A 20794-nucleotide genomic window follows, 5' to 3' on the forward strand; every position below is an offset into this window, starting at 1 on the left:
TCTCGTGGAGCGTAGGTCAAGATGGGGGCGTGAGCACGCCGCGTCCCGACCTCGCCGCGCCGCACTGGCTGACCCAGCTCCTGCGCAGCAAGCCGGTCCCGGTGCCGTGGAACATGGTCGCCCGCGCGGTCGTCGCGCTGGCCGTGCCGCTCGCGGTCGCCTACGCGGCCGGGGACATCGCCGTCGGCGCGCTGATCTCGACGGGTGCGTTGCCCGCCGTGCTGTCCGAATCGGCCGGTCCGTACCGCTACCGCGCGCGCCGGCTCGGCGGTGCGACGCTCGCTGCGACCGCCGGCTACCTCGTCGGGCTGCTCACCGGCGGCACGCCCGCGCTGTCCGTGCCCGCGGTGGTCCTGGTCGCGGCGGTGTCCGCGCTGATCAGCGCGGCCGGCAGCAACGCCTCGGTCGCCGGGCTGCAGATGTTCGTGTTCTGCGTCCTCGGCACCGGCCAGCACGCGACCGGCGTGCGCGTCGAGGTCCTCTTCGGTTTCTTCTGCCTCGGCGCGACGTGGAGCTTCCTGGTCGCGCTCGCCAGCTGGACGTTCCGGGCGACCAGCCCCGAACGCACCGCCGTCGCGCACGTCTACGTCGAGCTGGCCGCGATGCTCTCGGCGAACGACGAAGCCGTCTCGCGCGTCGCCCGGCACCGGCTGACCACGGCCATGAACACCGCCTACGACCAGCTGCTCACCGCGCGCTCGTGGCTGTCCGGCCGCGACGCCGCCTACCGCCAGCTGCTCAACCTACTCTCGGCGACGACACCCGCGGTCGAGGCGTCGGTGGCGATGGTCAACGCCGGCCGCCGCCCGCCCCAGGACGTCATCGACCACTTCGTCGCGCTGTCGGCGTCGGTGCTGGCCAGCCAGCCGCTGCCGGAACCGCCGCCGATGCCCGCCGACGAGGGCGATCCGCTGCTCGCCGCGCTCTACGCCGGGCTGGTCCGGATCGGCAAGGGCGACGACCGCAAGCGCCGCGAGCCGACACCCTGGTACCGGCGCCTGCGGACGTGGGCGGGCTCGCTCGCGTCCGGTCCGCTGACCTGGATCGCCGCGCTGCGGCTGACACTGTGCGTCGCGATCGCCGAGGTCGTCGGGCTGCTCGTGCCGTTGGAGCGGTCGTACTGGATCACCCTGACCGTCGGGATCGTGCTCAAGCCGGACTTCGGGTCGGTGTTCGGCCGCGCGGTGCTGCGCGGGATCGGCACGGTCGTCGGCGTCGGGGTGGGTGCGGTCGTGCTCGGTGTCGGCGGGCACGGCTGGCTGCTGGTCGCGCTGATCGCCGTCTTCGCCGGCGGCGTCGCGGTCGGGAAGGTGCGCAACTACGGCATCCTCAGCGCGTTCGTGACGCCGTTGATCATCCTGCAGATGGACCTGGCGAACACCGGCAGCTGGAACGTCGTGGTGGCGCGGCTGGTCGACACGGTGCTGGGCTGCGTGATCGTGCTCGTCTTCGGCTACCTGCTCTGGCCCGGGAGCCGTCGCCCGCAGGTCGGCGGCCGGCTGGCCGACGGGCTGGACGCGGTCGCGAAGTACGTCTCGTGCGCGCTGGTCGAGGCGTCTTCCGGGGAGGCGCGGCTGGCGCGGTCGCGGGCCCGTCGCGGCGCCTACCGGGCGCTGGCCGACCTGCGGACGGCGTTCCAGCAGGTCGTCGTCGAGCCGTCCGCGAACGGACGGCAGGCGGTGGCGTGGTGGCCGGTCATCGCCGCGCAGGAGCGCGTCGCCGACGCGGTCACCGAAGTCGGCGTGACGATCGGCCGCGGTGCGCCGCCGCCCGCGCCGGGTGACGTCGAGCTGCTGACCGCGGCCCTGGACGAACTCGCGTCGGCGATCCGCGAGCAGCGCGAGCCGCGGTCGGTGCCGCTGCCGGACGGCCCGCAGCTGGCCGGGGTGGTCGACCAGCTGGAGTCGGCGTTCGACGCCGTCCGCGGGCCCGACCTGGTGGAACGCACACCGTTGCGGCTGGTCCGGCGGTTCCTGCCCTACCACAGGCGCACGTGAGGTTCGTGCTGTTCAATTGCCGCATGGGAATCGACTTCGACGCGTTGAAGGGCAAGGCCGAAGAGGCCCTGCGCGAGCACAACGACAAGATCGAGGAGGGCCTCGACAAGGCGGCGGACTTCGCCAAGTCCAAGTTCTCCGGCCACGACTCGCAGATCGACACCGGCGTCGAGAAGGCCAAGGACTTCCTCAACAAGTTCGACGACACGCCGGACACGCCGCGGTAGCTACTGGACCTCGCCGGTCGCGATCCCGTCCGAAAGGCCGGTGATCCGGCCGCCGCGCTCGCCGAGCGCGATCAGGCCCTGCCGCGCGTCCGGTGCCGAAAGGCTGATCCGGACGCCGGCGCGGTCCACGTCGAGGCTGGCGGCCAGGGCTTGCGCGCCTTCGTACCCCGCGTTGATCGTGGCCGCCAGCCCGCCGGTCGACGCGAGCGAGCCGCGGGCGGCGCCGAGCCGGCCGAGGGCTTCGTCGACGATCGGCAGCAGCGCGTCCCGGTTCCCTTCGGTCATCGCGCGCACGAGGTGCGGGTTCGAGCCCGCGACCCGGGTGCCGTCGCGGTAGGACCCGGCGGCCAGCGACATGGCCAGGGGCCCGCCCTCGGCGCCGATGGTGGCGAGGATGGCCGCGAGCAGGTGCGGCAGGTGCGAGATCCGGGCGACGGCTTCGTCGTGCGACTCCGCGGGCAGCGGGACGACGTGCGCCCCGACGTCCAGCACGAACCCGGCGACCTCGGCCCACGCTTCGAGGTCGGTGTCCTCCTCGACGGCGACGACCCAGGCCGCGCCCTGGAACAGCGCGGCGTCCCCGGCCAGCCAGCCCGAGCTCGACGTCCCGGCCATCGGGTGCCCGCCGACGTACCGCGTGTACGGCACGCGGCGGCGGACCGCGTCCAGTACCGGCGCTTTCACGCTGGTCACGTCGGTGAGCAGGCAGTGCGACGCGTGCTGGGAGACCAGGCGCAGCAGGTCTTCGACGGCGGGCAGCGGCACGGCCAGCACGACCATCGCGTCGTCGGCGGCGGCCCGGTGCAGCGCGGCTTCGACGTCCGTCGTGACGTCGTAACCCGCTCTGCTGGCCGCGTCGGCGTCCACTTCGGAGACTGCGGCGCCGAACGCCGTGCGGCCGCTGGCGGCCGCCGCGCGCAGCAGCGACCCGCCGATCAGCCCGAGCCCGATCACGCATACGTCTCGCACGGGGCCCATCCTGCCAGGGCCGGACGCATTAAGGGCTACAGCGCGGCGGCGAGCCTCGTTCCCTGGTCGATGGCGCGTTTCGCGTCGAGTTCCGCGGCGATGTCGGCCCCGCCGACCAGGTGCACCGGCAGGCCGTCGGGCAGCGCGCCGACGAGGTCGCGCACGGGTTCCTGACCGGCGCAGACGACGACCGTGTCGACCTCGAGGAGCCGCGGCGCGCCGTCGACGGTGATGTGCAAGCCGGCGTCGTCGATCTTCTCGTAGGTCACGCCGGTGAGCTGCTCGACCTTCTTCGCCTTGAGCGCGGCCCGGTGCACCCAGCCCGACGTCTTGCCGAGCCCGGAACCGATCCCGGACTTCTTGCGCTGCAGCAGGTAGACCTGCCGCGGCGACGGCTCGGGCTTCCGCTCGGTGAGCCCGCCCGCCGCCCGCTCCGGATCGGTTACGCCCCACTCGGCCATCCACGCGTCGAGGGCCGGCGAACCGGTGTGCGTCAGGAACTCGCTGACGTCGACGCCGATCCCGCCCGCCCCGATGACGGCGACCCGCTCGCCGACCGGCTTGCCGTGCTTCACGACGTCGACGTAGGACAGCACCTTGGGGTGGTCGATGCCGAGCAGCGACAGCACGCGCGGCGCGACGCCGGTGGCGAGCACGACCTCGTCGAAGCCGGTGAGGTCTTCGGCCTTCGCCCGCGTCCCGAGGTGCAGTTTCACGCCGGTGACTTCGAGGCGCCGCTGGTAGTAGCGGATCGTTTCGGCGAACTCCTCCTTGCCGGGGATCTTCCGCGCGATGCCGAACTGGCCGCCGATCTCGTCGTCGGCTTCGAACAGCTCGACCTCGTGCCCGCGTTCGGCGAGCGCGGTCGCCGCGGACAGCCCGGCGGGACCCGCGCCGACGACGGCGACGTGCTTCGCCCGCCGCGTCGGCGCCAGCGTCAGCGTGGTTTCGTGGCCCGCGCGCGGGTTCACCATGCAGGACACGAGCTTGCGCTTGAACGCGTGGTCGAGGCAGGCCTGGTTGCAGGCGATGCAGGTGTTGATCTCGTCTTCGCGGCCGGTCTCGGCCTTGCGGATCCACTCGGGGTCGGCGAGGAACGGGCGCGCCATCGACACGAGGTCGGCGTCGCCGCTGCTCAAGGCTTCCTCGGCGACCTGCGGCATGTTGATCCGGTTCGACGTGACGACCGGGATCCCGACGTGCGGCTTGAGTTTCCCGGTGACCCAGGTGAACGCGGCGCGCGGCACCGACGTCACGATCGTCGGCACCCGGGCCTCGTGCCAGCCGATGCCGGTGTTGATGATGGTCGCGCCGGCGGCCTCGACTTCTTGGGCGAGCGCGACGACGTCTTCCCAGCGCTGGCCGCCTTCGACGAGGTCGAGCATGGAGAGCCGGTAGACGATGATGAAGTCGTCGCCGACCTTTTCCCTGGTGCGCTTGACGATCTCGACGGCGAACCGCCGCCGCTTCTCGGGCGAGCCGCCCCAGGCGTCGGTGCGCCTGTTGGTGCGCTCGGCGAGGAACTGGTTGATCAGGTAGCCCTCGGAGCCCATGATCTCTACGCCGTCGTAGCCCGCTTCGCGCGCGAGAGCGGCGCAGTTCGCGAAGGCGTTGATCTGCTGCTTGACCCCGTGGTTGGTGAGGCCACGCGGGCGGAACGGGTTGATCGGTGCCTTGATGCTCGACGCGGACACGCTCAGCGGGTGGTAGGCGTACCGGCCCGCGTGCAGGACCTGCAGCGCGATCTTGCCGCCGGCGTCGTGCACCGGCTGGGTGAGCTGCCGGTGCTGCTTCGCTTCGGCGGACGTCGTCAGCTTCGAGGCGAGCGGCAGCAGCCAGCCGGTCCTGTTCGGCGCGAACCCGCCGGTGACGATCAGGCCGACGCCGCCGCGGGCGCGTTCGGCGTAGTACTCGGCCAGCTCGGGGAAGTGCGCGGCCTTGTCCTCGAGGCCGGTGTGCATCGAGCCCATCAGGACGCGGTTGCGCAGCGTCGTGAAGCCGAGGTCGAGCGGCGACAGCAAGTTCGGGTACGGGGTCATCAGGCGTCCTTGGGGTGGTGGAGGGCGGCATCCATGGCTCGGAGGACTTCGTCGAACCACTCGACCTGGCCCTCCTCGACGCGGATGCCGCCGCGTAGGACCAGGTACTGGTGCAGGTGCCGGCCGTGCAGGCCCGCGGGCGCGGGGAAGTCGCGCTTCTCGATCTGGCGGTAGACGTCGAGGCGTTCGGCGTGCGCCGCCCGGTGCCGGACGATCTCTTCGGCCACCTTGGCCGGGTCGCCGAAGGTGGCGCCGCGGATCTTCACGGCGAGTTCCACCGGCCCGGCGGACGGGTCCGGCTCGGCCAGCCAGCGGACGAGTTCGGCGCGGCCGCTCTCGCTGACCGTGTAGACCTTCTTGTCCGGCCGCCCCGACTGCGCGACGACGTCGACGGCGACCCAGCCGGCCTCTTCCATCCGCTTCAGCACGCGGTAGATCTGCTGGTGGGTGGCGCTCCAGAAGAGCCCGATCGACTTCTCGAACCGGCGCGTCAGCTCGTAGCCCGAGCCGGCGCGCTCGGACAGCGAGACGAGGATCGCGTGCTCCAGTGCCATGGTCCGAGGGTGCTATGCAACGAGTTGCAGTGCAACGAGGCGCGCATCACTTCACCCTGCCGGGTGGGATAAATCGGGTCGACTCCGGGCCGGAAACGACCAGGATGGGAGGGGTGCACCCGGTACTCGAACTGATCTCCGAACGGATGGCGGCGGGCAGTGTCCCGGGAGAACGCACGGACGGCCGACGTCTCGCGCTCGCCATCGAAGGCGGCAGCAGCCGCGGCACGTACTCCAGCGGCATGGCCCTCGCGCTGGACGAGCTCGGCGCCGTCCCGGTGTTCGACGCCGTCTACGGCTCATCGGCCGGCGCGCTCAACGGCGCGTGGCTGCTCAGCGGCTGTTCCTCGACCGGCGTCCGGACGTGGTGGAACCCGGTCGTCATGCGCCGGATCATCAACCCGCTGCACACCCTGCGCGGCCGCGCGGTGATCGACCTCGAGTACCTCGTCCACCAGGTGTATTCGGTGCTGGAACCGATGGACTTCCCGGCCATCCTGGCCAACCCGGTCACGTTCCACCCGCTCGCCACCGACGCGGACACGGGGGAGTCGACCGACCTGCACCCCTTTCTCGACGACGTCGACGCGATCAAGGTCGCGCTCGCGGCGTCGTCGTGCATGCCGGTGCTGGCCGGTCCGCCGATCCCGATGGCCGGCCGCCGGTTCGTCGACGCGGGCGTCGCCGAGCCGATCCCGTACCGGACGGCGCTGGCCCAGGACGCGACCGACGTCCTGGTGCTGCGCACCCGCCGCGCCGACGAGCTGCCGCTGCCGCCCCCGCGCGCCTACGACGTCGTCGTGCCGCGGTTCCTGCGCCGCCAGGCCCCGGGCGCCATCCCCGCGTGGCGCGACACCTACCGCCGCGACGTCGAGGACGAGGAGACCCTGGCATCGGACCCGCGGATCCTGAGCATCCGCCCGCCGGCCGGGTCCCCGGACGTGGCCGTGCTGGAGCGCGATCCCGAGGTGCTGCGCAAGGCCGTCGAACTGGGCAAGAGCGCGGTCCTCGACGTGCTGGAAAGCCTGCGCGAAGCCTCTTAGGGCTTGCGCGCGACGCCGCCGATCACCCGCGACTCCGACGGCGATCCGGCGAACACGGTCTGCTCGTCCGGGTGCCACGCCGGCGCGTAGACGAGCCCGGGTTCGAGCAGCGGCCAGCCGCCGAAGAAGCGTTCGAACTCGGCCATCGGCCGCAGGAAACCGGGGTTCGTCGTCGTCTCGTAGTACTCGAGCAGGTCGATCAGCGCCTGCCGCTCGTCCTCGTTGACCGGGTTCTCGTTCGTCATCTGCGACAGCACCAGCAGCGAGCCCGGCGGCAGCCGGTCGCGGTAGAACGCCAGCAGCTCGTCCGGCTCCTGCTCGTCCTTGATGAAGTGCATGACCGCGTTGATCACCAGCGCGACCGGCTCGCGCACGTCGATGACGTCGGAGGCGGTGACGCGGTCCCAAAGGTCTTCCGGCTGGAGGAAGTCCGCGGCGATGGCGTGGTGGCGCTCGGGATCGGCGGTGTCGGCGAGCAGCAGCGTCGAGTGCGCGAGCGCGATGGGCTCGTTGTCGATGTAGAGCACGCGCGTGTCGAGTTCGTCGCGCTCTTCGTCGGCGACCTCATGCACGTTGCCCGCGGTGGGCAGGCCGGAGCCGATGTCCACGAACTGCCGGATGCCTTCCCGGACGCACTGCCGCACCGCGCGGCCGAGGAACTGCCGGCTCGTCTTGCAGTACTCGCCCATCAGCGGCAGCCGGTCGCGGACCTTCTCGGCGAACTCGCGGTCGATCGCGTAGTGGGTGTTCCCGCCGATGAAGTAGTCGTAGATCCGCGCCGCGGACGGCCGGTCGAGGCTGCTTTCGACGGCCTTCAGCGCGTCGTCGTGGTTGATCATGCCGGTGCCGTTGCCTCCCGATAGGCGTTCACCGACTCTGTCAGGCGGTCCAGCTCGGCGCGCAGCCGGGCCACGCCGGCGTCGTCGAGGCTCATCGCCGTGCCGATCACGTCGGGGATGCCTTCGGCCTTCTCGCGCAACGCTTTCCCGGTGTCGCTCAGGCTTACGCGGACCGAGCGTTCGTCGTCGGCCTGCCGGTTGCGCACCACCAGCCCGGCGGTCTGGAGCCGCTTGAGCAGCGGCGAAAGCGTGCCCGAGTCGAGGTTCAGCTCGGCGCCGAGTTCCTTCACCAGCCGGTGGTCCCGCTCCCAGAGGGCCAGCATCACCAGGTACTGGGGGTAGGTCAGGTCGAGGTCTTCCAGGACGACCCGGTACAGCGCTGTCACCGCGCGCGACGCCGAGTACAGCCCGAAGCAGAGCTGGTCGTCCAGTCGCAGCGATGCCATGGCGTCCTCCTCTCTCGTAACTCTCCATGCTCCCCGACATCGTGCTGCGCGGCAACTTAAGTGCCCTGCATCTCATTGCGTGTCATTCAGTTGTGCACAACTAAGTTGCGAGCTACTTTGATGGCACCAGTTCGAACCGAGGAGGACGACATGACCGCCAACCCGCACAACCTGGCCCTCGAACCGGCCGCGCAGGCGTTCGCCGAGGCCACCGACACCCCGCCGTACCTGTTCCAGCTGCCCCCGGCCGAGGGGCGCAAGGCCGTCGACGGCGTCCAGGACGGCGACGTCGCCATGGCCGACGCGTCGATCGAGGTGCTGCGGGTGCCGGGCGGCCCGACCGGCGAGGTAGAGACCCGGATCGTCAAGCCGGCCGGCGTCGAGGGCCCGCTTCCGGTGATCCTCTACATCCACGGCGCCGGCTGGGTGTTCGGCGACTTCCACACCCACGAGCGGCTCGTGCGCGAACTCGCGGCCGGCGTCGGCGCGGCCGTCGTCTTCCCCGAGTACGACCGCTCCCCGGAGGCGCGTTACCCGGTCGCCATCGAGCAGAGCTACGCCGTCGCGAAGTGGATCGCCTCGGACGGCGCTTCGCAGGGGCTGGACACTTCGCGCATCGCGATCGCGGGCGACTCCGTCGGCGGGAACATGACCGCGGCGCTGACCATCCTGGCCAAGCAGCGCGGCGACGTCACCTTCAAGCAGCAGGTGCTCTTCTACCCGGTGACCGACGCGAACTTCGACACCGAGTCGTACACGCGGTTCGCCGAGGGCTACTTCCTCGGCCGCGAAGGCATGAAGTGGTTCTGGGACCAGTACACGACGGATCCCGCCCAGCGCGCGGAGATCACGGCGTCGCCGCTGCGCGCGTCGCTCGACGAGCTGGCCGGCCTGCCGCCGGCGCTGGTGATCACCGGCGAGGCGGACGTGCTCCGCGACGAAGGTGAGGCGTACGCGGCGAAGCTGCGTCAGGCCGGCGTGCCCGTCACGGCCGTGCGGTACCAGGGGATCATCCACGACTTCGTGATGGTCAACGCGCTCCGCGAGACCCAGGCCGCCGAGGCCGCGATCACCCAGGCGATCACCGTGCTGACCCGCGCTTTGGGGAAATAACTGAGAAAACGCTGAGTTCGGCGTGCGTTGCGGCCCTATGACAGAAGTCACAGGGCCGCAACTTGTCCGTGGGCTCAAACGTGATATATACGCGAGTCCGGGGGGTTCCGGGTGCGCATTCACTGCCCGCCCGGAAGGACCGACCCATGAACCTGAGCAGCATCCGGCTGGATTCGCCGGTCAACATGATCGTGGTGGTCGTGCTGACGCTGCTCGCGATCATCGCCGTCCCGTGGTTCTGGGACCGCTGGAAGCGCAAGCGGTTGTGGCGCAGCGCCACGATCCTGCTCGCGGTCGTGCTCCTGGTCCTCACGACCGGCATGGCGGGCAACCTGATCGGCGGGTTCTTCCCGACCGTCGGCTCGCTCTTCGGCACCGGCGCGTACGCCGGGCAGGGCACCGACGCCGAGGCGTCGCAGAACGGCGAAGACCTCGAAAAGCTGCGCGACACAGGGGTGGCGCACGCGAAAGAGGGCAAGGGCACGGTCGTCCACATGAAGGTGACCGGCCGGCGCACCAAGCTGACCCGCGACGTCACGGTCTACCTGCCCCCGCAGTACTTCGACGCGGCGTTCAAGGAACTGAGGTTCCCGGCGATCGAGTGGATCCCGAACTACCCGTCCGGCCCCGAGGTCTTCACGAGCGGCTACCACATGCCGGAGCAGCTCGACGCGGCGATCGCCAAGCACGTCCTGCCGCCGACGGTGGTGATCGTCCCGGACCCGACCGGCGTCCCGAAGGTCGGCCACGACACCGAATGCGTCGACGAGGTCAACGGAACGGCCAACGACACCTACCTGACGGCGGACCTGCGCGACTGGGCCCTGCAGAAGCTGGGCGTGTCGGCGAACCGCCGCGCGTGGACGATCGCGGGCTGGTCCTCGGGCGGCTACTGCGCGATGAACCTGGTGACGCGCCACCCGCAGTGGTACGGCCAGGCGGTCAGCGTGAGCGGCTACGACAAGGCCCAGGTCGACGCGGAGACCGAGGACCTGTTCCACGGCCGCCAGGACATCAACGACGCCAACAACGTCCGGGTGAACGTCCGCCTGCACCCGTCGCCGGTGGAGATCCTGGCGATTTCGGGGGAGAAGGAAAGCTACGAGAGCTTCGCGATCGACCAGATCCGCGCGGCGGCCAAGCCCCCGCTGCAGTTTTCGTCCTGGCGGGTTCCGGACGCGGGCCACAACATGAACACCTTCAAGTCGCAGATCCCCGACGTACTCGCCTGGATCGGCGCGCACACCTCGGCCCCGGCCCCGGCGGGACGGCAGGCCGAGACGACCGGCGGGGTGCTGCCGTGGCCGCTGCCCCGATCGGGCGCGCACGGAGCGCTGGCGGACACCGACCAGTAGCGCTCAGCCCAGCAGGGCCGAGACCACCGCCGTCACGCGCTTCGAAGCCGTCGCATAGCTCACCGAGGCCGGGTGCTCGGTCAGCACCACGACGATGTACCGGTCGTCCTCGCCGACCAGGCCCGACGTGTGCAGCATCCGCGTCGGAGCGCAGCACGACCAGCCCTGCTTCACCGCCCACGGCCTGCCGTCGGCGGCGTCCGGGATGCCGAAGTACTGCCGGAAGCCGTCCGAACCCCGCTCGGTCGCGGCGCGCAGCGCGGCCATGATCGAGCCGGGCGCGTGCGCCAGCACGTACTGGTAGATCTTCACCACGTCCTTCGCCGTGATCCGCGTGTCACCCCACCGCCCCGGGTCCTCGGGCGCGCGAGTGCCGGTGAGGCCGATCTTCTTGGCCCAGCCCGTCACGATCGACGGCCCGCCGTAAGCCGACCAGAACCGGCTCGCGAGGTCGTCGTCGCTGCGGGACAACATCCGCTGCACGTCCGCCACCGGACCGCCCCGGTCCAGCACCGCCAGCGCGATCAGCAGCTTCACGAGCGACGCCGAGGTGTACGCGCGGTCCGCGTGCACCGAGACCGTCGCCGCCCCGCGCTGCCGGTCGAACACGACGGCGCTGACCTCGCCCCCGGCCACCAGCCGGTCGAGGTCGTCGGCGTCCACCTTGGACGGCGGCTCCTCCTTGGCCGTCGGCTTGGGCGTCGACGGACTCGGCGTCGGTGTCGGTGTCGATCTCGGTTCGGGGCTCGCGCTCGCCGAATCCGACATCGTTGTCAGCACTTCTGTGACGGCGATCGCTTTGGGCGGCCGGGCTCCGCCGTGACTGATCGTGACCGCCACCGCGCCGATCGCCCCCACACACAGTCCCACCAGGAAGATGCCGCTCAGCTTGCGCATGCTCCGGATTGCCGGCAGCGCGCTCCGGCGTTCCCCGGATCGGGTGAGTTTGTGGGATAGGTCTCGAACCGGCCCGGATCCGGGAACGCTCCCGGGGCCTGCGGGCAAGCACCGTCGTTTCGCTGACTGTGTGCGCTGGGTACCTGTGTGCGGTGACGATCGTCACCACACTCTGGGAAGGACTGGAGTCATGACTCACGCGAAAGGCGCACGCATCCGGGTTCGCGGCCTGCAGCCGGCGCAGGTGCTGGCCGGGTTGGCCGGGATCGCGTTCCTCGTCGTCGGCATCATCGGGTTCAGCAGGACCGGGGTAGGGAACTTCGCCGGCCACCACGACGCCGGGTTCTGGCGGTTCTCCGGCAACCCGCTCATGAGCCTGGTCCGCGTCGTGACCGGCGTCGTCGGCCTGCTGCTGGCGTTCGGTTCGGGCCGCGCCCGCACGTTCGGCTGGCTGATGTTCCTCTTCTACGGCGCCCTGTTCGTGTGGGGCCTGATGATCGACGGCCTCATCTCGACCAACCCGTTCGCGAACGTCGGCAACCCGATGGACCTCGGCCCGGCCGACACCTGGCTGCACCTCGGCGTCGCCGCGCTCGGCCTGCTGATCGCCGTCCTGCCGGCCCGCCGCACGATCCTCGTCCCCGAGGACGAGACCGTCGACGAGCCGACGGTCGTCGAGCAGCGCACCGACCGCGTCGCCGACACCGACCGCGTGGCCGCCACGGACCGCACCGCCGCGACCGACCGCGTCGTCACTTCCGACGAGCGTCCGCGCCGCCGGTCGTTCCTGCGTCGTGACCACAACGAGCGAGGCCCGGAGGTCGCTCGCGAAGAGCGTCCGCCGGGCCTCGCCCACTAGTCGTGGTAGCTCAGTAGGTCGTGCCGCCCGAGCCGGAGTTGTTGCTGCTCCCGGCTCCACTGTCAGCCGCCGGAGCCTGGTTGGCGGTGGAGCTGGGGGTGGTACCGACCTTGCAGCCGTTGGGCTCGATGACGAACCAGGTGCCGTTGACGCCCATGCCGTTCGCGTCGCCCGGCTTCAGGTCCTTCGAGAAGGTGTAGACCGGCCAGCCGCCGATGGTGACCTGCTCGGTGCCGTCGGAACGCTTGATGCTGCCCAGGAGCTTCGAGTCGATACCCTGCAGCTCGACCTTGCCGTTGGAGAGAACCGGCGGCCACGTCTTGGCGCAGTCACCGTTGCAGGCGGACGTCTTGGCCTTCTTGGTGTCCTTCTGGAACAGGTAGAGCGTCATGCCGTTCTGGTCGACGATCGCCTCGCCGAGGCCGTCGATGTTGCTGGCGCTCAGCTTGACGGTGCCGGCTTCGCTCGCGGCCTGCCCGGCCTTGCCGCCCTTGGCGTTGGCCGCGTACCAGGCGCCGCCGACGCCCTGGCCGGTCGCCTCGCCGGCCTTGGTGTCCTTGGCGTAGCGGTAGAGCGCCCACCCACCGACGGTGATCTGCTCGGTGCCGTCGGAGCGCGTGACCTTCCCGACGAGGCTCTTGTCGACCCCCTGCACCTGAACGTCCCCGGTGGCCAGCATCGGCGGCCAGGCCTTGGCGCAGTCACCGTCGCAATTGGACTTCGGCGGCTTGGCCGTGTCCTTGTCGAAGCGGTAGAGGGTCATGCCGTTCTGGTCGGTGAGCACCTGCCCGACGCTCGCGACGTCCGCGACGACGAGTTTCGACTCGTTCGACGCCGGGGCGGCGTTCCCGACCTGCCCGTTGGCGATCTGGCCGCCACCGGTGCCGCCCGCCGCTGCGGGGGCGATGACCGGCTGAGCAGTTTCGGCACCCGAGCAAGCGGTGAGCACTGCCAGCCCGGCTGCCGCCGCGGCGACGGAGACGGCGATGCGCGTGCGAAGCATGGAAGTTCTCCTTGTGTCCGTTGGGGTTTCCCGCCGCTCGGTGCGGCTGCCTGATACCCACTACACGGACCCCCGCCGGAGGCGGTTCAAAGAATTTTCGCCGCGGTTCCGCCCCAGGTCAGAAGGTGCCGCCCAGCGCACGGTCGACGAGCGTCCCCGCGGCCCCGGTGTAGGCGGCCGGGTCCAGCAGGGCGTCCAGCGCCGCCGGGGTGAGGACGCCGGTGACGGCGGGCACCTCGTCCAGCACGTCCCGCAGCGGCCGGTCCTCACGGACCGCGCGCCGAGACGCCTCGCCGAGCAGCTCCTTGGCCTTCGCCTTGCCGAGCAGCGGCGCGAGGACGGCCGAGAGCCGTTCGGAAACGATCAGCCCGTGCGTCGACGCCACGTTCGCCCGCATCCGTCCGGGCTGAGCGGTGAGCCCGCGCGCCAGTTCGACGGCGGTGTGCGCGGCGCCGCCGGTCAGCCGGAGGCATTCGCGCACCAGCTGCCACTCGGCGTGCCAGACCCCGGCCGAGCGTTCGTCCTCGGTCAGCATCGACTGCGTGACGCCCGCGGCCAGCACGGGCACCTGCAGCGCGGCCGACCGGATCAGCGTCGCGAGCACGGGGTTGCGCTTGTGCGGCATCGCCGACGAGCCACCCCGCCCCTCGGCGGCGGGCTCGACGACCTCACCGAGCTCGGTCCGGCTGAGAGTGGCGACGTCGACGGCCACCTTCCCCAGCGCCCCGGCGGCGAACGCGAGCGCCCCGGCGAGATCGGCGACCGGCGTGCGCAGCGAGTGCCACGGCAACACGGGCGCGGCCAGCCCGGTCTCCTCGGCGAACGCGGCGACGAGTCGTTCGGCATAGCCGTCGTCGACGGCCTGGGTGCTGGTGCTGCCGGCGTCGGCGGCCCGCTCGCTGTTGCCGCCGCCGTCGGCGAGACGGCCGCTGGTGCCGTCAGCGTCGGCGGCCCGGCCGCTGGTGCCGCCAGCGTCGGCGGCTCGGACGCCGTTGCCGCCGGCATCGACGGGCGCCTCGGGAAGATCCTGGCCCCCGCCCCCGCCCCCGCCCTCCGGCTCGCCGGCGCTGGCCGCGCCGGCCGGGCCGGATTGCCCCGCTTCCCCTGCCACCTCGCCTTGCCCACTGCCCGCGGCCCCCGTCGCGTGCCCAGCCCGCTCGGCGTCGGCCAGCCGCGCGTACTCCACGTACGCCGCCAGCGTCCCCCCCGCGCCGCCCAGTGACACCGGCAGCCCGCCCTCCAGCACGCGCCGGACCCGGACGGCCGCGTCCAGCACCAGCTGCCGCCAGCCCGCGGCCTTGAGCCCGAACGTCGTGGGCACCGCGTGCGCCGTCAGCGTCCGGCCGGCCATCGTCGTGTCCCGGTGCTCGCGCGCCAGCGCGGCCAGCGCCTCGGCCGTCGCGTCGAGGTCGGCGACCAGCGGCCGCAGCGTCCGGTCGGCGACCAGCATCATCGCCGTGTCGAAGACGTCCTGGCTGGTCGAGCCGCGGTGCACGTACTCCGCGGCCTCGGGCGCGATCGCGCCGACGGCCGACGTCAGCGCCTTGACCAGCCCGACCACCGGGTTCGCGGTCGCCCGCGACTCCCGCGCCAGCTCGACGACGTCGACGCGCGCGCTGCCCGCGGCCTCCGTGATCGCGTCCGCGGCCTCGGACGGCACCGTCCCGAGCCGAGCCTGCGCCCGGGCGAGCGCCGCCTCGGTGTCGAGCATGGCGCGCAACCAGGCCTCGTCACCGGTCGACGCTTCGGCCGGCGTACCGGCCCGCACCGGGGACAGGAGTCCGGAATCGGGGTCGACGGTCATGGCGTCAGCATCGCACGCACCCAGAATCGGCTGCCTTCCCACAGCCGCCTCTGGCAAGCTCACCCGCCATGAGTAGCGCCACGCCCGACGCGGACACTGCCGCGGGCGAGACCCGCGGGTTCGCCGCCGAGCGCCTCACCTTCTTCTCCGACGCCGTCGTCGCCGTCGCGATCGCCCTGCTCGCGCTCGAGCTGCCCCTGCCGGAGGGCGCTACCAGCGCCGAGCTGCTGCGGTCACTCGGGCATCATCGTTCCGAATACATCTCCTTCCTCATCAGCTTCGCCGTGATCGGCGGCCACTGGCGCGCCCACCACCGCCTGTTCCACCACGTCGCCACCGTGCGCGCCGGGCTCCTGCGACTCACCTTCGGGTGGTCGCTGACGATGGTGCTGATGCCCTTCGCCACGAAGGTGCTCGCCGAAGACGGCGGGTTCGAGTTCCGCTTCGTCCTGTACGCGCTCGTGCAGGTCGTCGCGCTCACGTTGTTCGTCGTGATGACCCGGCAAATCCAGCGTCACCGCCTCTACCGTGCGGACACCCCGCCGGAGCTCTTCGGCGAGTTCTACCGCGGGCTCGGCACGATGATCGCCGCCTTCGCCGCCTCGATCCCGGTGGCCTTCTTCACGCACTGGGCCTACGCGTGCTGGATCGTCATCCCGCTCGTGGGCACCCTCCTCATCCGGCTCCGCCGAGCCTGAGCCGTCATTCGCCGGTGGCGCCGTCGATCCGTTCGCGAACCAGGTCGGCTTGGCCGACGTGGCGCGCGTACTCGCCGATCATGCGCAGCATCAGCCACCGCAACGTGAACGGCTCGCCTGTGCTGATCCGCGTGCCCGTCTGGTCCATCGAGGCGGCCGCGACGATCTCCCGTGCGCGGGCGCATTCGGCGTGCCACAAGGAAAACGCCTCGCCGACATCGCCGTCGAGCGACGTGAAGTCCTGTTCCGGGTCGTCGTCGGAGTAGTAGAGGTTCGGGACGTCCTCACCCGCGAACTGGATCCGGAACCACCAGCGTTCGACGCCGGTGAGGTGCCGCAGCAGGCCGTGCAGCGTCAACGTCGACGGTGGTACCGAACGCTCGGACAGCCGGGGCGGGTCCAGACCTTCGCACTTCATCTCGAAGGTGCGCCGGTAGTAGTCGAGGCTTTCGGTCAGGGCCTGGCGCTCGTCCGCGACCGGCGTCGGGTCGGCCCGATCGGCGGTCAGGCGGGCCGGGGTGGCGACTGGTGTCGTGTGTTCGGTCATGTGCGGAGCGTGTCACGGGGGTCCGACAATTTTCGGGCCGTCGTCGTGCCCGGTGACCCGGCAACGGGGCGAAACCCCAGTTCAGACACGGTTTCAAGAACCTGGTAACGAAAGCCGGGGTGCGGCGATCTGATCTTCGTCAGCTGCTGCGATCACCCGTCCCCACCGCGGTCGGAGCGGCACCCCCTCGCCCGGAATCAGGAGATCACGACCATGGAGCGAACCGGCCGAAGAACCGCCGTGCTGGCCGCGTTGACCGCAGCGGCGCTCTTCGCGGCCCCCGCCGTCGCGTCCGCGGCACCGGCCCCCAGCACGATCGAGGTCAGCGACACCGCGCTGCACCCCGGCGACACGTTCACGGTCACCGAGCAGCTGTACAACCCGACGGACTTCACCGTCACCGGCGCGAAGGCGGCGGTCTACACCAAGGAAAAGCCGATCGTCGACCTGGTGGACCTGGTCTCCTGCGCCGGCACGATCGGCTGCGACCAGTACCTCAGCAGCTTCCGCGGCGGCGTCGGCGACCTGGGCGCGGGCGAGAGCCGCACCGTGACGTTCACCTTCCGCGTGAAGGAGGACGCCGCCGGCCAGTTCACGCTGCAGCACCAGTTCGCGGGCGACAACTACGCGTTCGGCGTCGAGGACGGCCCGGCCGTCACGATCGCGCCACCGGCGAAGGCCGACGTCAAGGTCGCGCTGGCTGCTACCCCGCGCATCGGCCTGGTGGCGCGCGTCGACTACGTGATCACGGTGTCGAACAGCGGCCCGGCGACCGCGACCGGCGTCCGCGTGACGGCCAACGCAGGATCGGGCCGCACGGTCACGTCGGTGACCGGCTGCACCCGCTCGGGCGCGAGCCTGAGCTGCGCGATCGGCACGCTGGCGCCGGGAGCGTCGGCCACGGCGAAGTTCACGTCGGAAGGCGGCATCTTCGCGTGGGGCGCGTTCACGGCGACGGCCCAGCGCGCGGCCGGCACCCCGGCCGACCCGGTGGCGGCCAACGACACGGCGTCGAAGAAGTGCACGGCCTACACGGGGCTGTACGTGACCTGCTGAGTCCACATCAGAGTGAGTACGGCGCCGAGCTCGCTCGGCGCCGTACTCGCAGGTCGGCGAAGGCGCGGTCCTTCCCGGTGAGCGGCTCGACGTCGGTGAGCTCCGTGGAGTCGCGAGGGTGACTTCGAGACTCGGCCGCAGCACGACGTAGAAGAGGTCCAGACCGTGCCGCTTCGCGGCACCGCGGAAAGGTTCCAGCGCCCAGGGCCCGACGACCCCATCGAGGACGACGTCGTTCTGCCGCGCGGCCTCGGGGCGGCACGCGGAGAACCAGTCTTGGCCTTGTAGACGACGTCAGCCGGACCCGGCGTGCAGGTGGGTGCCGGGGCCCTGGCTAGACTTGGGGCGCGGGCCGTTAGCTCAATTGGTAGAGCTGCGGACTTTTAATCCGTAGGTTCTGGGTTCGAGCCCCAGGCGGCCCACCATTCCCCGGCGTGCCCGGCCGGGGCGACAGGCGGTGAACATGGACGCGACCAGGCGGCTGATCGTCCTCCGGCACGCCAAATCGGACTGGTCGGAAGACCTTCCCGACCACGAACGCCCCCTCGCTCCGCGCGGTGTCCGTGACGCGCCCAAGCTCGGCCGTTGGCTCGTCGAAAACGGCTTCGTCCCCGAACACGTCCTTTGCTCGACCGCCCGCCGGACGAGGGAGACCTGGGAGCGCGTCAGCGAGGTGCTCCCGCGGCAGCCGCCGGTCGAGTACGACGGAGATCTCTACGGCGCCGGTCCCGAGGAGTTCCTCGCCGCCGCCGGCCGGATTCCCGGGAACGTCACGACCCTCGCCCTCGTCGGGCACGAACCCGGCGTCAGCGAGCTGACCCTGGGCCTCGCCGGCTACGGCGAGGACACCCGCTTGGTCCAAACCAAGTTCCCCACCTGCGCCGCGGCCGTGCTCGAGACCGCCGGCACCTGGGCGAACCTCGGCGCCGCGAAGCTCGCAGCCTTCTTCCGTCCCCGCGACTGAGCCGGAGGCATTGCCGAAGCTGAGTTCACATGCGTACCCTCCATTCACTCACAGGTTTGATGTTCATATTTGTGAATGGAGCGGACATGGTTTTCCGCCACACCGTCGTGGCCGCGCTCGTCGTGGCGGGCATCGTCACCTCGACAACGACGCCCGCCGAGGCCGCGCCCGCGACGCATGGCTGCACCGTCCCGGTCATCGGGGCGATCTGCGCGCCGCGAACCGCCGTTCTCGACGGCGATCAGCTGCTGCGCACGAAGTTCGCCGCCCTCGTCGGGGAGAGGACCGCCAAGACCGCCCTCGGCAACCTGCTCGCGCAGGCCAAGACCGACCTCACCACGGGGCCCTGGAGCGTCACCGCCAAGAAGCAGGTCCCGCCCAGCGGCGACAAGCACGACTACCTCAGCCTCGCGCCCTACTGGTGGCCCACCACCGAGCCGACCGCCGAAAACCCTTGGGGCTGCCCGTTCGTGCAGAAGGACGGCCAGCGCAACCCGATCGTCGACGAGATCACCGACCACGCCTACCGCGGCGACGCCTTCGCCGCGATCTACCGGCTCGCCCTCGCCTGGTACTACACCGGCGACGCGCGCTACGCCCAGCGCGCGGCCCTCGACCTGCGTACGTGGTTCCTCGACGCGGCCACGAAGATGAACCCGAACCTGAACTACGCCCAGGGCATCCCGTGCAAGGTCGACGGCCGCGGCATCGGCATCATCGAGTTCTCCTACACGCTCACCCAGGTCGTCGACGCCACCGCGATCCTCGCCACCGGCGCCCCGGGCTGGACGCCGACCGACCAGGCCGGCATGACCGGCTGGTACACGCAGTTCCTGACCTGGCTGCGCACCAGCAAGAACGGCACCGACGAAGCCAAAGCCCAGAACAACCACGGCAGCTTCTACGACATGCTGGCCGCCGCGCTCGCGCTCGGCACCGGACAGCGGGACCTGGCGAAGACGATCACCGAAGCCGCCGGGCCGTCCCGGATCGCGGCGCAGGTCAACGCCGACGGCTACCAGCCGGCCGAAGCGAGCCGGACGCGCAGCTGGCACTACTCCAACTTCAACCTCGTCGCGCTGACCCGGCTCGCGCAGATCGGCAAGCACGTCGGCGTCGACCTCTGGCACTACACCGCACCCAGTGGCGCGTCGCTCTTCAAGGCGGTCGACTTCCTGATCCCGGCCGCGACGACCGGACAGTGGCCGTACCCCGAGCTGGACTTCCGGCAGTACGCCGCGCTCGACGTCCTCCACGCGGCAGCCGACGCCGGCGACAAAGCGGCGCGGACAGCGCTGCCGCGCGTGCCCGTCGAACCCGGTGGCGATCTCTACCCGGTCCGGCCCGCCGCGGAACAGCTCGACGACATTTCGACGTCCTGACGAGAAAGGGCCCGGCCGGGGTGGCCGGGCCCTTTCCGGTGGAATCAGACGCCCGCGACCTGCGAAATCCAGCTGCGATAACGCGTGATGTTCGTGTACGCCGTGTTGTTCGACCGGTCGCTGGTCGACGCGACGCCGACCTGACGGCCGGAAGCGAACATCGGGCCGCCCGAGTCGCCGCCGGCGGTGATGCCGTTGACGCGGTTCGCGCACACCGCGACGCCGCCGGTGTAGTCGCTGCAGCCGATCGAATTCACGCGCACCGTCGCGACCTTCAGGTACCGCGACTGGCAGTTGATCTCGGAGCCGCACTGGCTGGTCGCGCCCCAGCCGTAGACTGAGACGTTCTGGCCGACCGAGACGTCACCGACGCTGCCGAGCGGCGAATAGGTGGCGTTCACCGAGGTCGTGAGTCGGACGATCGCCAGGTCGGCGCTGCCCGGGTAGCGCGTGATGGTGGAGCCGGTGGCCATCGTCCCGCCGCTGGACTGGTCGAGGCTGCCGATCCGGAACGTGTAGGTCCCGGAGCTGCTGACGCAGTGCTTCGCGGTCAGGATGTACTGCGGCGCGATGATCGTCGCGGTGCAGTTCTGCTGGCCGTTGACGAACAGCCGGGCCGCCCAGGGACCGCTCGTGGCGGTGCTGCCACCGATGATCGACGGCTGGGCCTGCGGGGTGGTCTGGGCCGCCGCGGGGCCGCCGAGGCCGACGACGGCCAGCGCGGTACTCGCGGCCAGCAGCACGAACTTGCCGAATTTCACGCTCACTCCTTTTCGTGCGGAGAACCCGCACGGGAAAGCCGGTGGGGACCGAACGAGAAGAGTGTCCGAGTTTTCGGGGAATGTCCGGAACCGACGAAAGTCCGGTGCCCCCCGTATTTATTTCGCGGAATGGGCTACGTGCTGTTCCCGTACTGTTCCGCGCTCAACCCACGGGTGGACGCCCACTTCAATCCGGAGCTTGAGGACTCTGGCGCCGCGCGGCCCTAGCGTTTCCGAAGGG

The 20794-nt window shown here is 70.9% G+C and carries 20 protein-coding genes and 1 tRNA gene; 11 read left to right on the plus strand and 10 right to left on the minus strand.

What is annotated here, in order from left to right:
• Positions 1-29: 29 nt before the first annotated feature.
• Both ACWEVP_RS09030 and ACWEVP_RS09035 read left to right on the plus strand, forming a co-directional pair.
• On the plus strand, positions 30-1997 hold the full coding sequence (locus ACWEVP_RS09030; protein WP_452062062.1) for an FUSC family protein: 1968 nt from the start codon (positions 30-32) through the stop codon (positions 1995-1997).
• Positions 1998-2020: 23 nt separating this feature from the next.
• A complete protein-coding gene (locus ACWEVP_RS09035) occupies positions 2021-2224 on the plus strand; it encodes an antitoxin (protein ID WP_452062063.1) in 204 nt (67 codons plus the stop codon).
• Here ACWEVP_RS09035 and ACWEVP_RS09040 read toward each other — a convergent pair whose 3' ends face one another.
• Genes ACWEVP_RS09040 through ACWEVP_RS09050 form a run of 3 tightly spaced genes read right to left on the minus strand, consistent with a single transcriptional unit; the run spans position 2225 to position 5786 of the window.
• Positions 2225-3178, minus strand: coding sequence for a prephenate dehydrogenase (locus ACWEVP_RS09040; protein WP_452062471.1), 954 nt, complete (start codon positions 3176-3178; stop codon positions 2225-2227).
• Between the two features lie 50 nt (positions 3179-3228).
• Positions 3229-5232, minus strand: a complete 2004-nt coding sequence (locus ACWEVP_RS09045) for an FAD-dependent oxidoreductase (protein WP_452062064.1) — start codon at positions 5230-5232, stop codon at positions 3229-3231.
• Positions 5232-5786, minus strand: a complete 555-nt coding sequence (locus ACWEVP_RS09050; protein ID WP_452062065.1) for a PadR family transcriptional regulator — start codon at positions 5784-5786, stop codon at positions 5232-5234. Before ACWEVP_RS09050 ends, ACWEVP_RS09045 begins: the two co-directional genes overlap by 1 nt.
• A 104-nt stretch (positions 5787-5890) precedes the next feature.
• Here ACWEVP_RS09050 and ACWEVP_RS09055 point away from each other — a divergent pair, with 104 nt between their 5' ends.
• Positions 5891-6829, plus strand: a complete 939-nt coding sequence (locus ACWEVP_RS09055; RefSeq protein ID WP_452062066.1) for a patatin-like phospholipase family protein — start codon at positions 5891-5893, stop codon at positions 6827-6829.
• Here ACWEVP_RS09055 and ACWEVP_RS09060 read toward each other — a convergent pair.
• Positions 6826-7668, minus strand: coding sequence for an SAM-dependent methyltransferase (locus tag ACWEVP_RS09060; RefSeq protein WP_452062067.1), 843 nt, complete (start codon positions 7666-7668; stop codon positions 6826-6828). The two genes, ACWEVP_RS09055 and ACWEVP_RS09060, sit on opposite strands and share 4 nt — an antisense overlap.
• Positions 7665-8114 (minus strand): MarR family winged helix-turn-helix transcriptional regulator, encoded by a 450-nt coding sequence (locus tag ACWEVP_RS09065; protein WP_452062068.1) that lies wholly within the window; start codon positions 8112-8114, stop codon positions 7665-7667. Before ACWEVP_RS09065 ends, ACWEVP_RS09060 begins: the two co-directional genes overlap by 4 nt.
• Positions 8115-8264: 150 nt before the next feature.
• Here ACWEVP_RS09065 and ACWEVP_RS09070 point away from each other — a divergent pair, with 150 nt between their 5' ends.
• Together ACWEVP_RS09070 and ACWEVP_RS09075 are read left to right on the plus strand one after the other, a co-directional pair.
• Positions 8265-9227, plus strand: coding sequence for an alpha/beta hydrolase (locus ACWEVP_RS09070; protein ID WP_452062069.1), 963 nt, complete (start codon positions 8265-8267; stop codon positions 9225-9227).
• A 146-nt stretch (positions 9228-9373) separates the two neighbouring features.
• Positions 9374-10582, plus strand: a complete 1209-nt coding sequence (locus ACWEVP_RS09075; RefSeq protein WP_452062070.1) for an alpha/beta hydrolase — start codon at positions 9374-9376, stop codon at positions 10580-10582.
• A 3-nt stretch (positions 10583-10585) separates the two neighbouring features.
• Here the strand turns inward: ACWEVP_RS09075 and ACWEVP_RS09080 are convergent, their stop codons facing one another.
• Complete coding sequence (locus ACWEVP_RS09080) at positions 10586-11479, minus strand: hypothetical protein (protein ID WP_452062071.1); 894 nt, start codon at positions 11477-11479, stop codon at positions 10586-10588.
• Positions 11480-11669: 190 nt separating this feature from the next.
• Here ACWEVP_RS09080 and ACWEVP_RS09085 point away from each other — a divergent pair, with 190 nt between their 5' ends.
• Positions 11670-12338 carry a DUF4383 domain-containing protein gene (locus ACWEVP_RS09085; protein WP_452062072.1) on the plus strand — a complete coding sequence of 223 codons (669 nt, stop codon included), beginning with the start codon at positions 11670-11672 and terminating at the stop codon, positions 12336-12338.
• A gap of 10 nt (positions 12339-12348) precedes the next feature.
• Here ACWEVP_RS09085 and ACWEVP_RS09090 read toward each other — a convergent pair whose 3' ends face one another.
• Together ACWEVP_RS09090 and ACWEVP_RS09095 are read right to left on the minus strand one after the other, a co-directional pair.
• Positions 12349-13341, minus strand: a complete 993-nt coding sequence (locus ACWEVP_RS09090; protein WP_452062073.1) for an SCO0930 family lipoprotein — start codon at positions 13339-13341, stop codon at positions 12349-12351.
• 118 nt (positions 13342-13459) lie between these two features.
• A complete protein-coding gene (locus ACWEVP_RS09095) occupies positions 13460-15145 on the minus strand; it encodes a lyase family protein (protein ID WP_452062074.1) in 1686 nt (561 codons plus the stop codon).
• A 68-nt stretch (positions 15146-15213) separates the two neighbouring features.
• Between ACWEVP_RS09095 and ACWEVP_RS09100 the strand changes: the two genes are divergently transcribed.
• Positions 15214-15843, plus strand: coding sequence for a TMEM175 family protein (locus tag ACWEVP_RS09100; RefSeq protein WP_452062075.1), 630 nt, complete (start codon positions 15214-15216; stop codon positions 15841-15843).
• 4 nt (positions 15844-15847) lie between these two features.
• Here the strand turns inward: ACWEVP_RS09100 and ACWEVP_RS09105 are convergent, their stop codons facing one another.
• Entirely contained in the window at positions 15848-16390 is a 543-nt protein-coding gene (locus ACWEVP_RS09105) for a DinB family protein (protein ID WP_452062076.1), read from the minus strand.
• Between the two features lie 213 nt (positions 16391-16603).
• On the opposite strand from ACWEVP_RS09105, the gene ACWEVP_RS09110 reads away from it, so the two are divergent.
• From ACWEVP_RS09110 to ACWEVP_RS09125, 4 genes are all read left to right on the plus strand, one after another.
• Complete coding sequence (locus ACWEVP_RS09110; RefSeq protein WP_452062077.1) at positions 16604-17446, plus strand: hypothetical protein; 843 nt, start codon at positions 16604-16606, stop codon at positions 17444-17446.
• 349 nt (positions 17447-17795) lie between these two features.
• Positions 17796-17871 (plus strand) — tRNA-Lys (locus ACWEVP_RS09115).
• A 38-nt stretch (positions 17872-17909) separates the two neighbouring features.
• Positions 17910-18410, plus strand: coding sequence for a SixA phosphatase family protein (locus ACWEVP_RS09120; RefSeq protein WP_452062078.1), 501 nt, complete (start codon positions 17910-17912; stop codon positions 18408-18410).
• A gap of 86 nt (positions 18411-18496) precedes the next feature.
• On the plus strand, positions 18497-19792 hold the full coding sequence (locus ACWEVP_RS09125) for an alginate lyase family protein (protein WP_452062079.1): 1296 nt from the start codon (positions 18497-18499) through the stop codon (positions 19790-19792).
• Positions 19793-19836: 44 nt separating this feature from the next.
• Here the strand turns inward: ACWEVP_RS09125 and ACWEVP_RS09130 are convergent, their stop codons facing one another.
• Positions 19837-20553, minus strand: a complete 717-nt coding sequence (locus ACWEVP_RS09130) for a trypsin-like serine protease (RefSeq protein WP_436383500.1) — start codon at positions 20551-20553, stop codon at positions 19837-19839.
• Positions 20554-20794: the final 241 nt, after the last annotated feature.

It is taken from the genome of Amycolatopsis sp. NPDC003865 (genome assembly GCF_053605345.1).

Coding starts and splice junctions, on each gene's coding strand:
- ACWEVP_RS09055 (WP_452062066.1), top strand. CDS start 5,891: ATGGGAGGGGTGCACCCGGTACTCGAACTGATCTCCGAACGGATGGCG.
- ACWEVP_RS09110 (WP_452062077.1), top strand. CDS start 16,604: ATGGAGCGAACCGGCCGAAGAACCGCCGTGCTGGCCGCGTTGACCGCA.
- ACWEVP_RS09105 (WP_452062076.1), bottom strand. CDS start 16,390: ATGACCGAACACACGACACCAGTCGCCACCCCGGCCCGCCTGACCGCC.
- ACWEVP_RS09035 (WP_452062063.1), top strand. CDS start 2,021: ATGGGAATCGACTTCGACGCGTTGAAGGGCAAGGCCGAAGAGGCCCTG.
- ACWEVP_RS09120 (WP_452062078.1), top strand. CDS start 17,910: ATGGACGCGACCAGGCGGCTGATCGTCCTCCGGCACGCCAAATCGGAC.
- ACWEVP_RS09100 (WP_452062075.1), top strand. CDS start 15,214: ATGAGTAGCGCCACGCCCGACGCGGACACTGCCGCGGGCGAGACCCGC.
- ACWEVP_RS09090 (WP_452062073.1), bottom strand. CDS start 13,341: ATGCTTCGCACGCGCATCGCCGTCTCCGTCGCCGCGGCGGCAGCCGGG.
- ACWEVP_RS09050 (WP_452062065.1), bottom strand. CDS start 5,786: ATGGCACTGGAGCACGCGATCCTCGTCTCGCTGTCCGAGCGCGCCGGC.
- ACWEVP_RS09065 (WP_452062068.1), bottom strand. CDS start 8,114: ATGGCATCGCTGCGACTGGACGACCAGCTCTGCTTCGGGCTGTACTCG.
- ACWEVP_RS09085 (WP_452062072.1), top strand. CDS start 11,670: ATGACTCACGCGAAAGGCGCACGCATCCGGGTTCGCGGCCTGCAGCCG.
- ACWEVP_RS09045 (WP_452062064.1), bottom strand. CDS start 5,232: ATGACCCCGTACCCGAACTTGCTGTCGCCGCTCGACCTCGGCTTCACG.
- ACWEVP_RS09060 (WP_452062067.1), bottom strand. CDS start 7,668: ATGATCAACCACGACGACGCGCTGAAGGCCGTCGAAAGCAGCCTCGAC.
- ACWEVP_RS09095 (WP_452062074.1), bottom strand. CDS start 15,145: ATGACCGTCGACCCCGATTCCGGACTCCTGTCCCCGGTGCGGGCCGGT.
- ACWEVP_RS09125 (WP_452062079.1), top strand. CDS start 18,497: ATGGTTTTCCGCCACACCGTCGTGGCCGCGCTCGTCGTGGCGGGCATC.
- ACWEVP_RS09070 (WP_452062069.1), top strand. CDS start 8,265: ATGACCGCCAACCCGCACAACCTGGCCCTCGAACCGGCCGCGCAGGCG.
- ACWEVP_RS09080 (WP_452062071.1), bottom strand. CDS start 11,479: ATGCGCAAGCTGAGCGGCATCTTCCTGGTGGGACTGTGTGTGGGGGCG.
- ACWEVP_RS09075 (WP_452062070.1), top strand. CDS start 9,374: ATGAACCTGAGCAGCATCCGGCTGGATTCGCCGGTCAACATGATCGTG.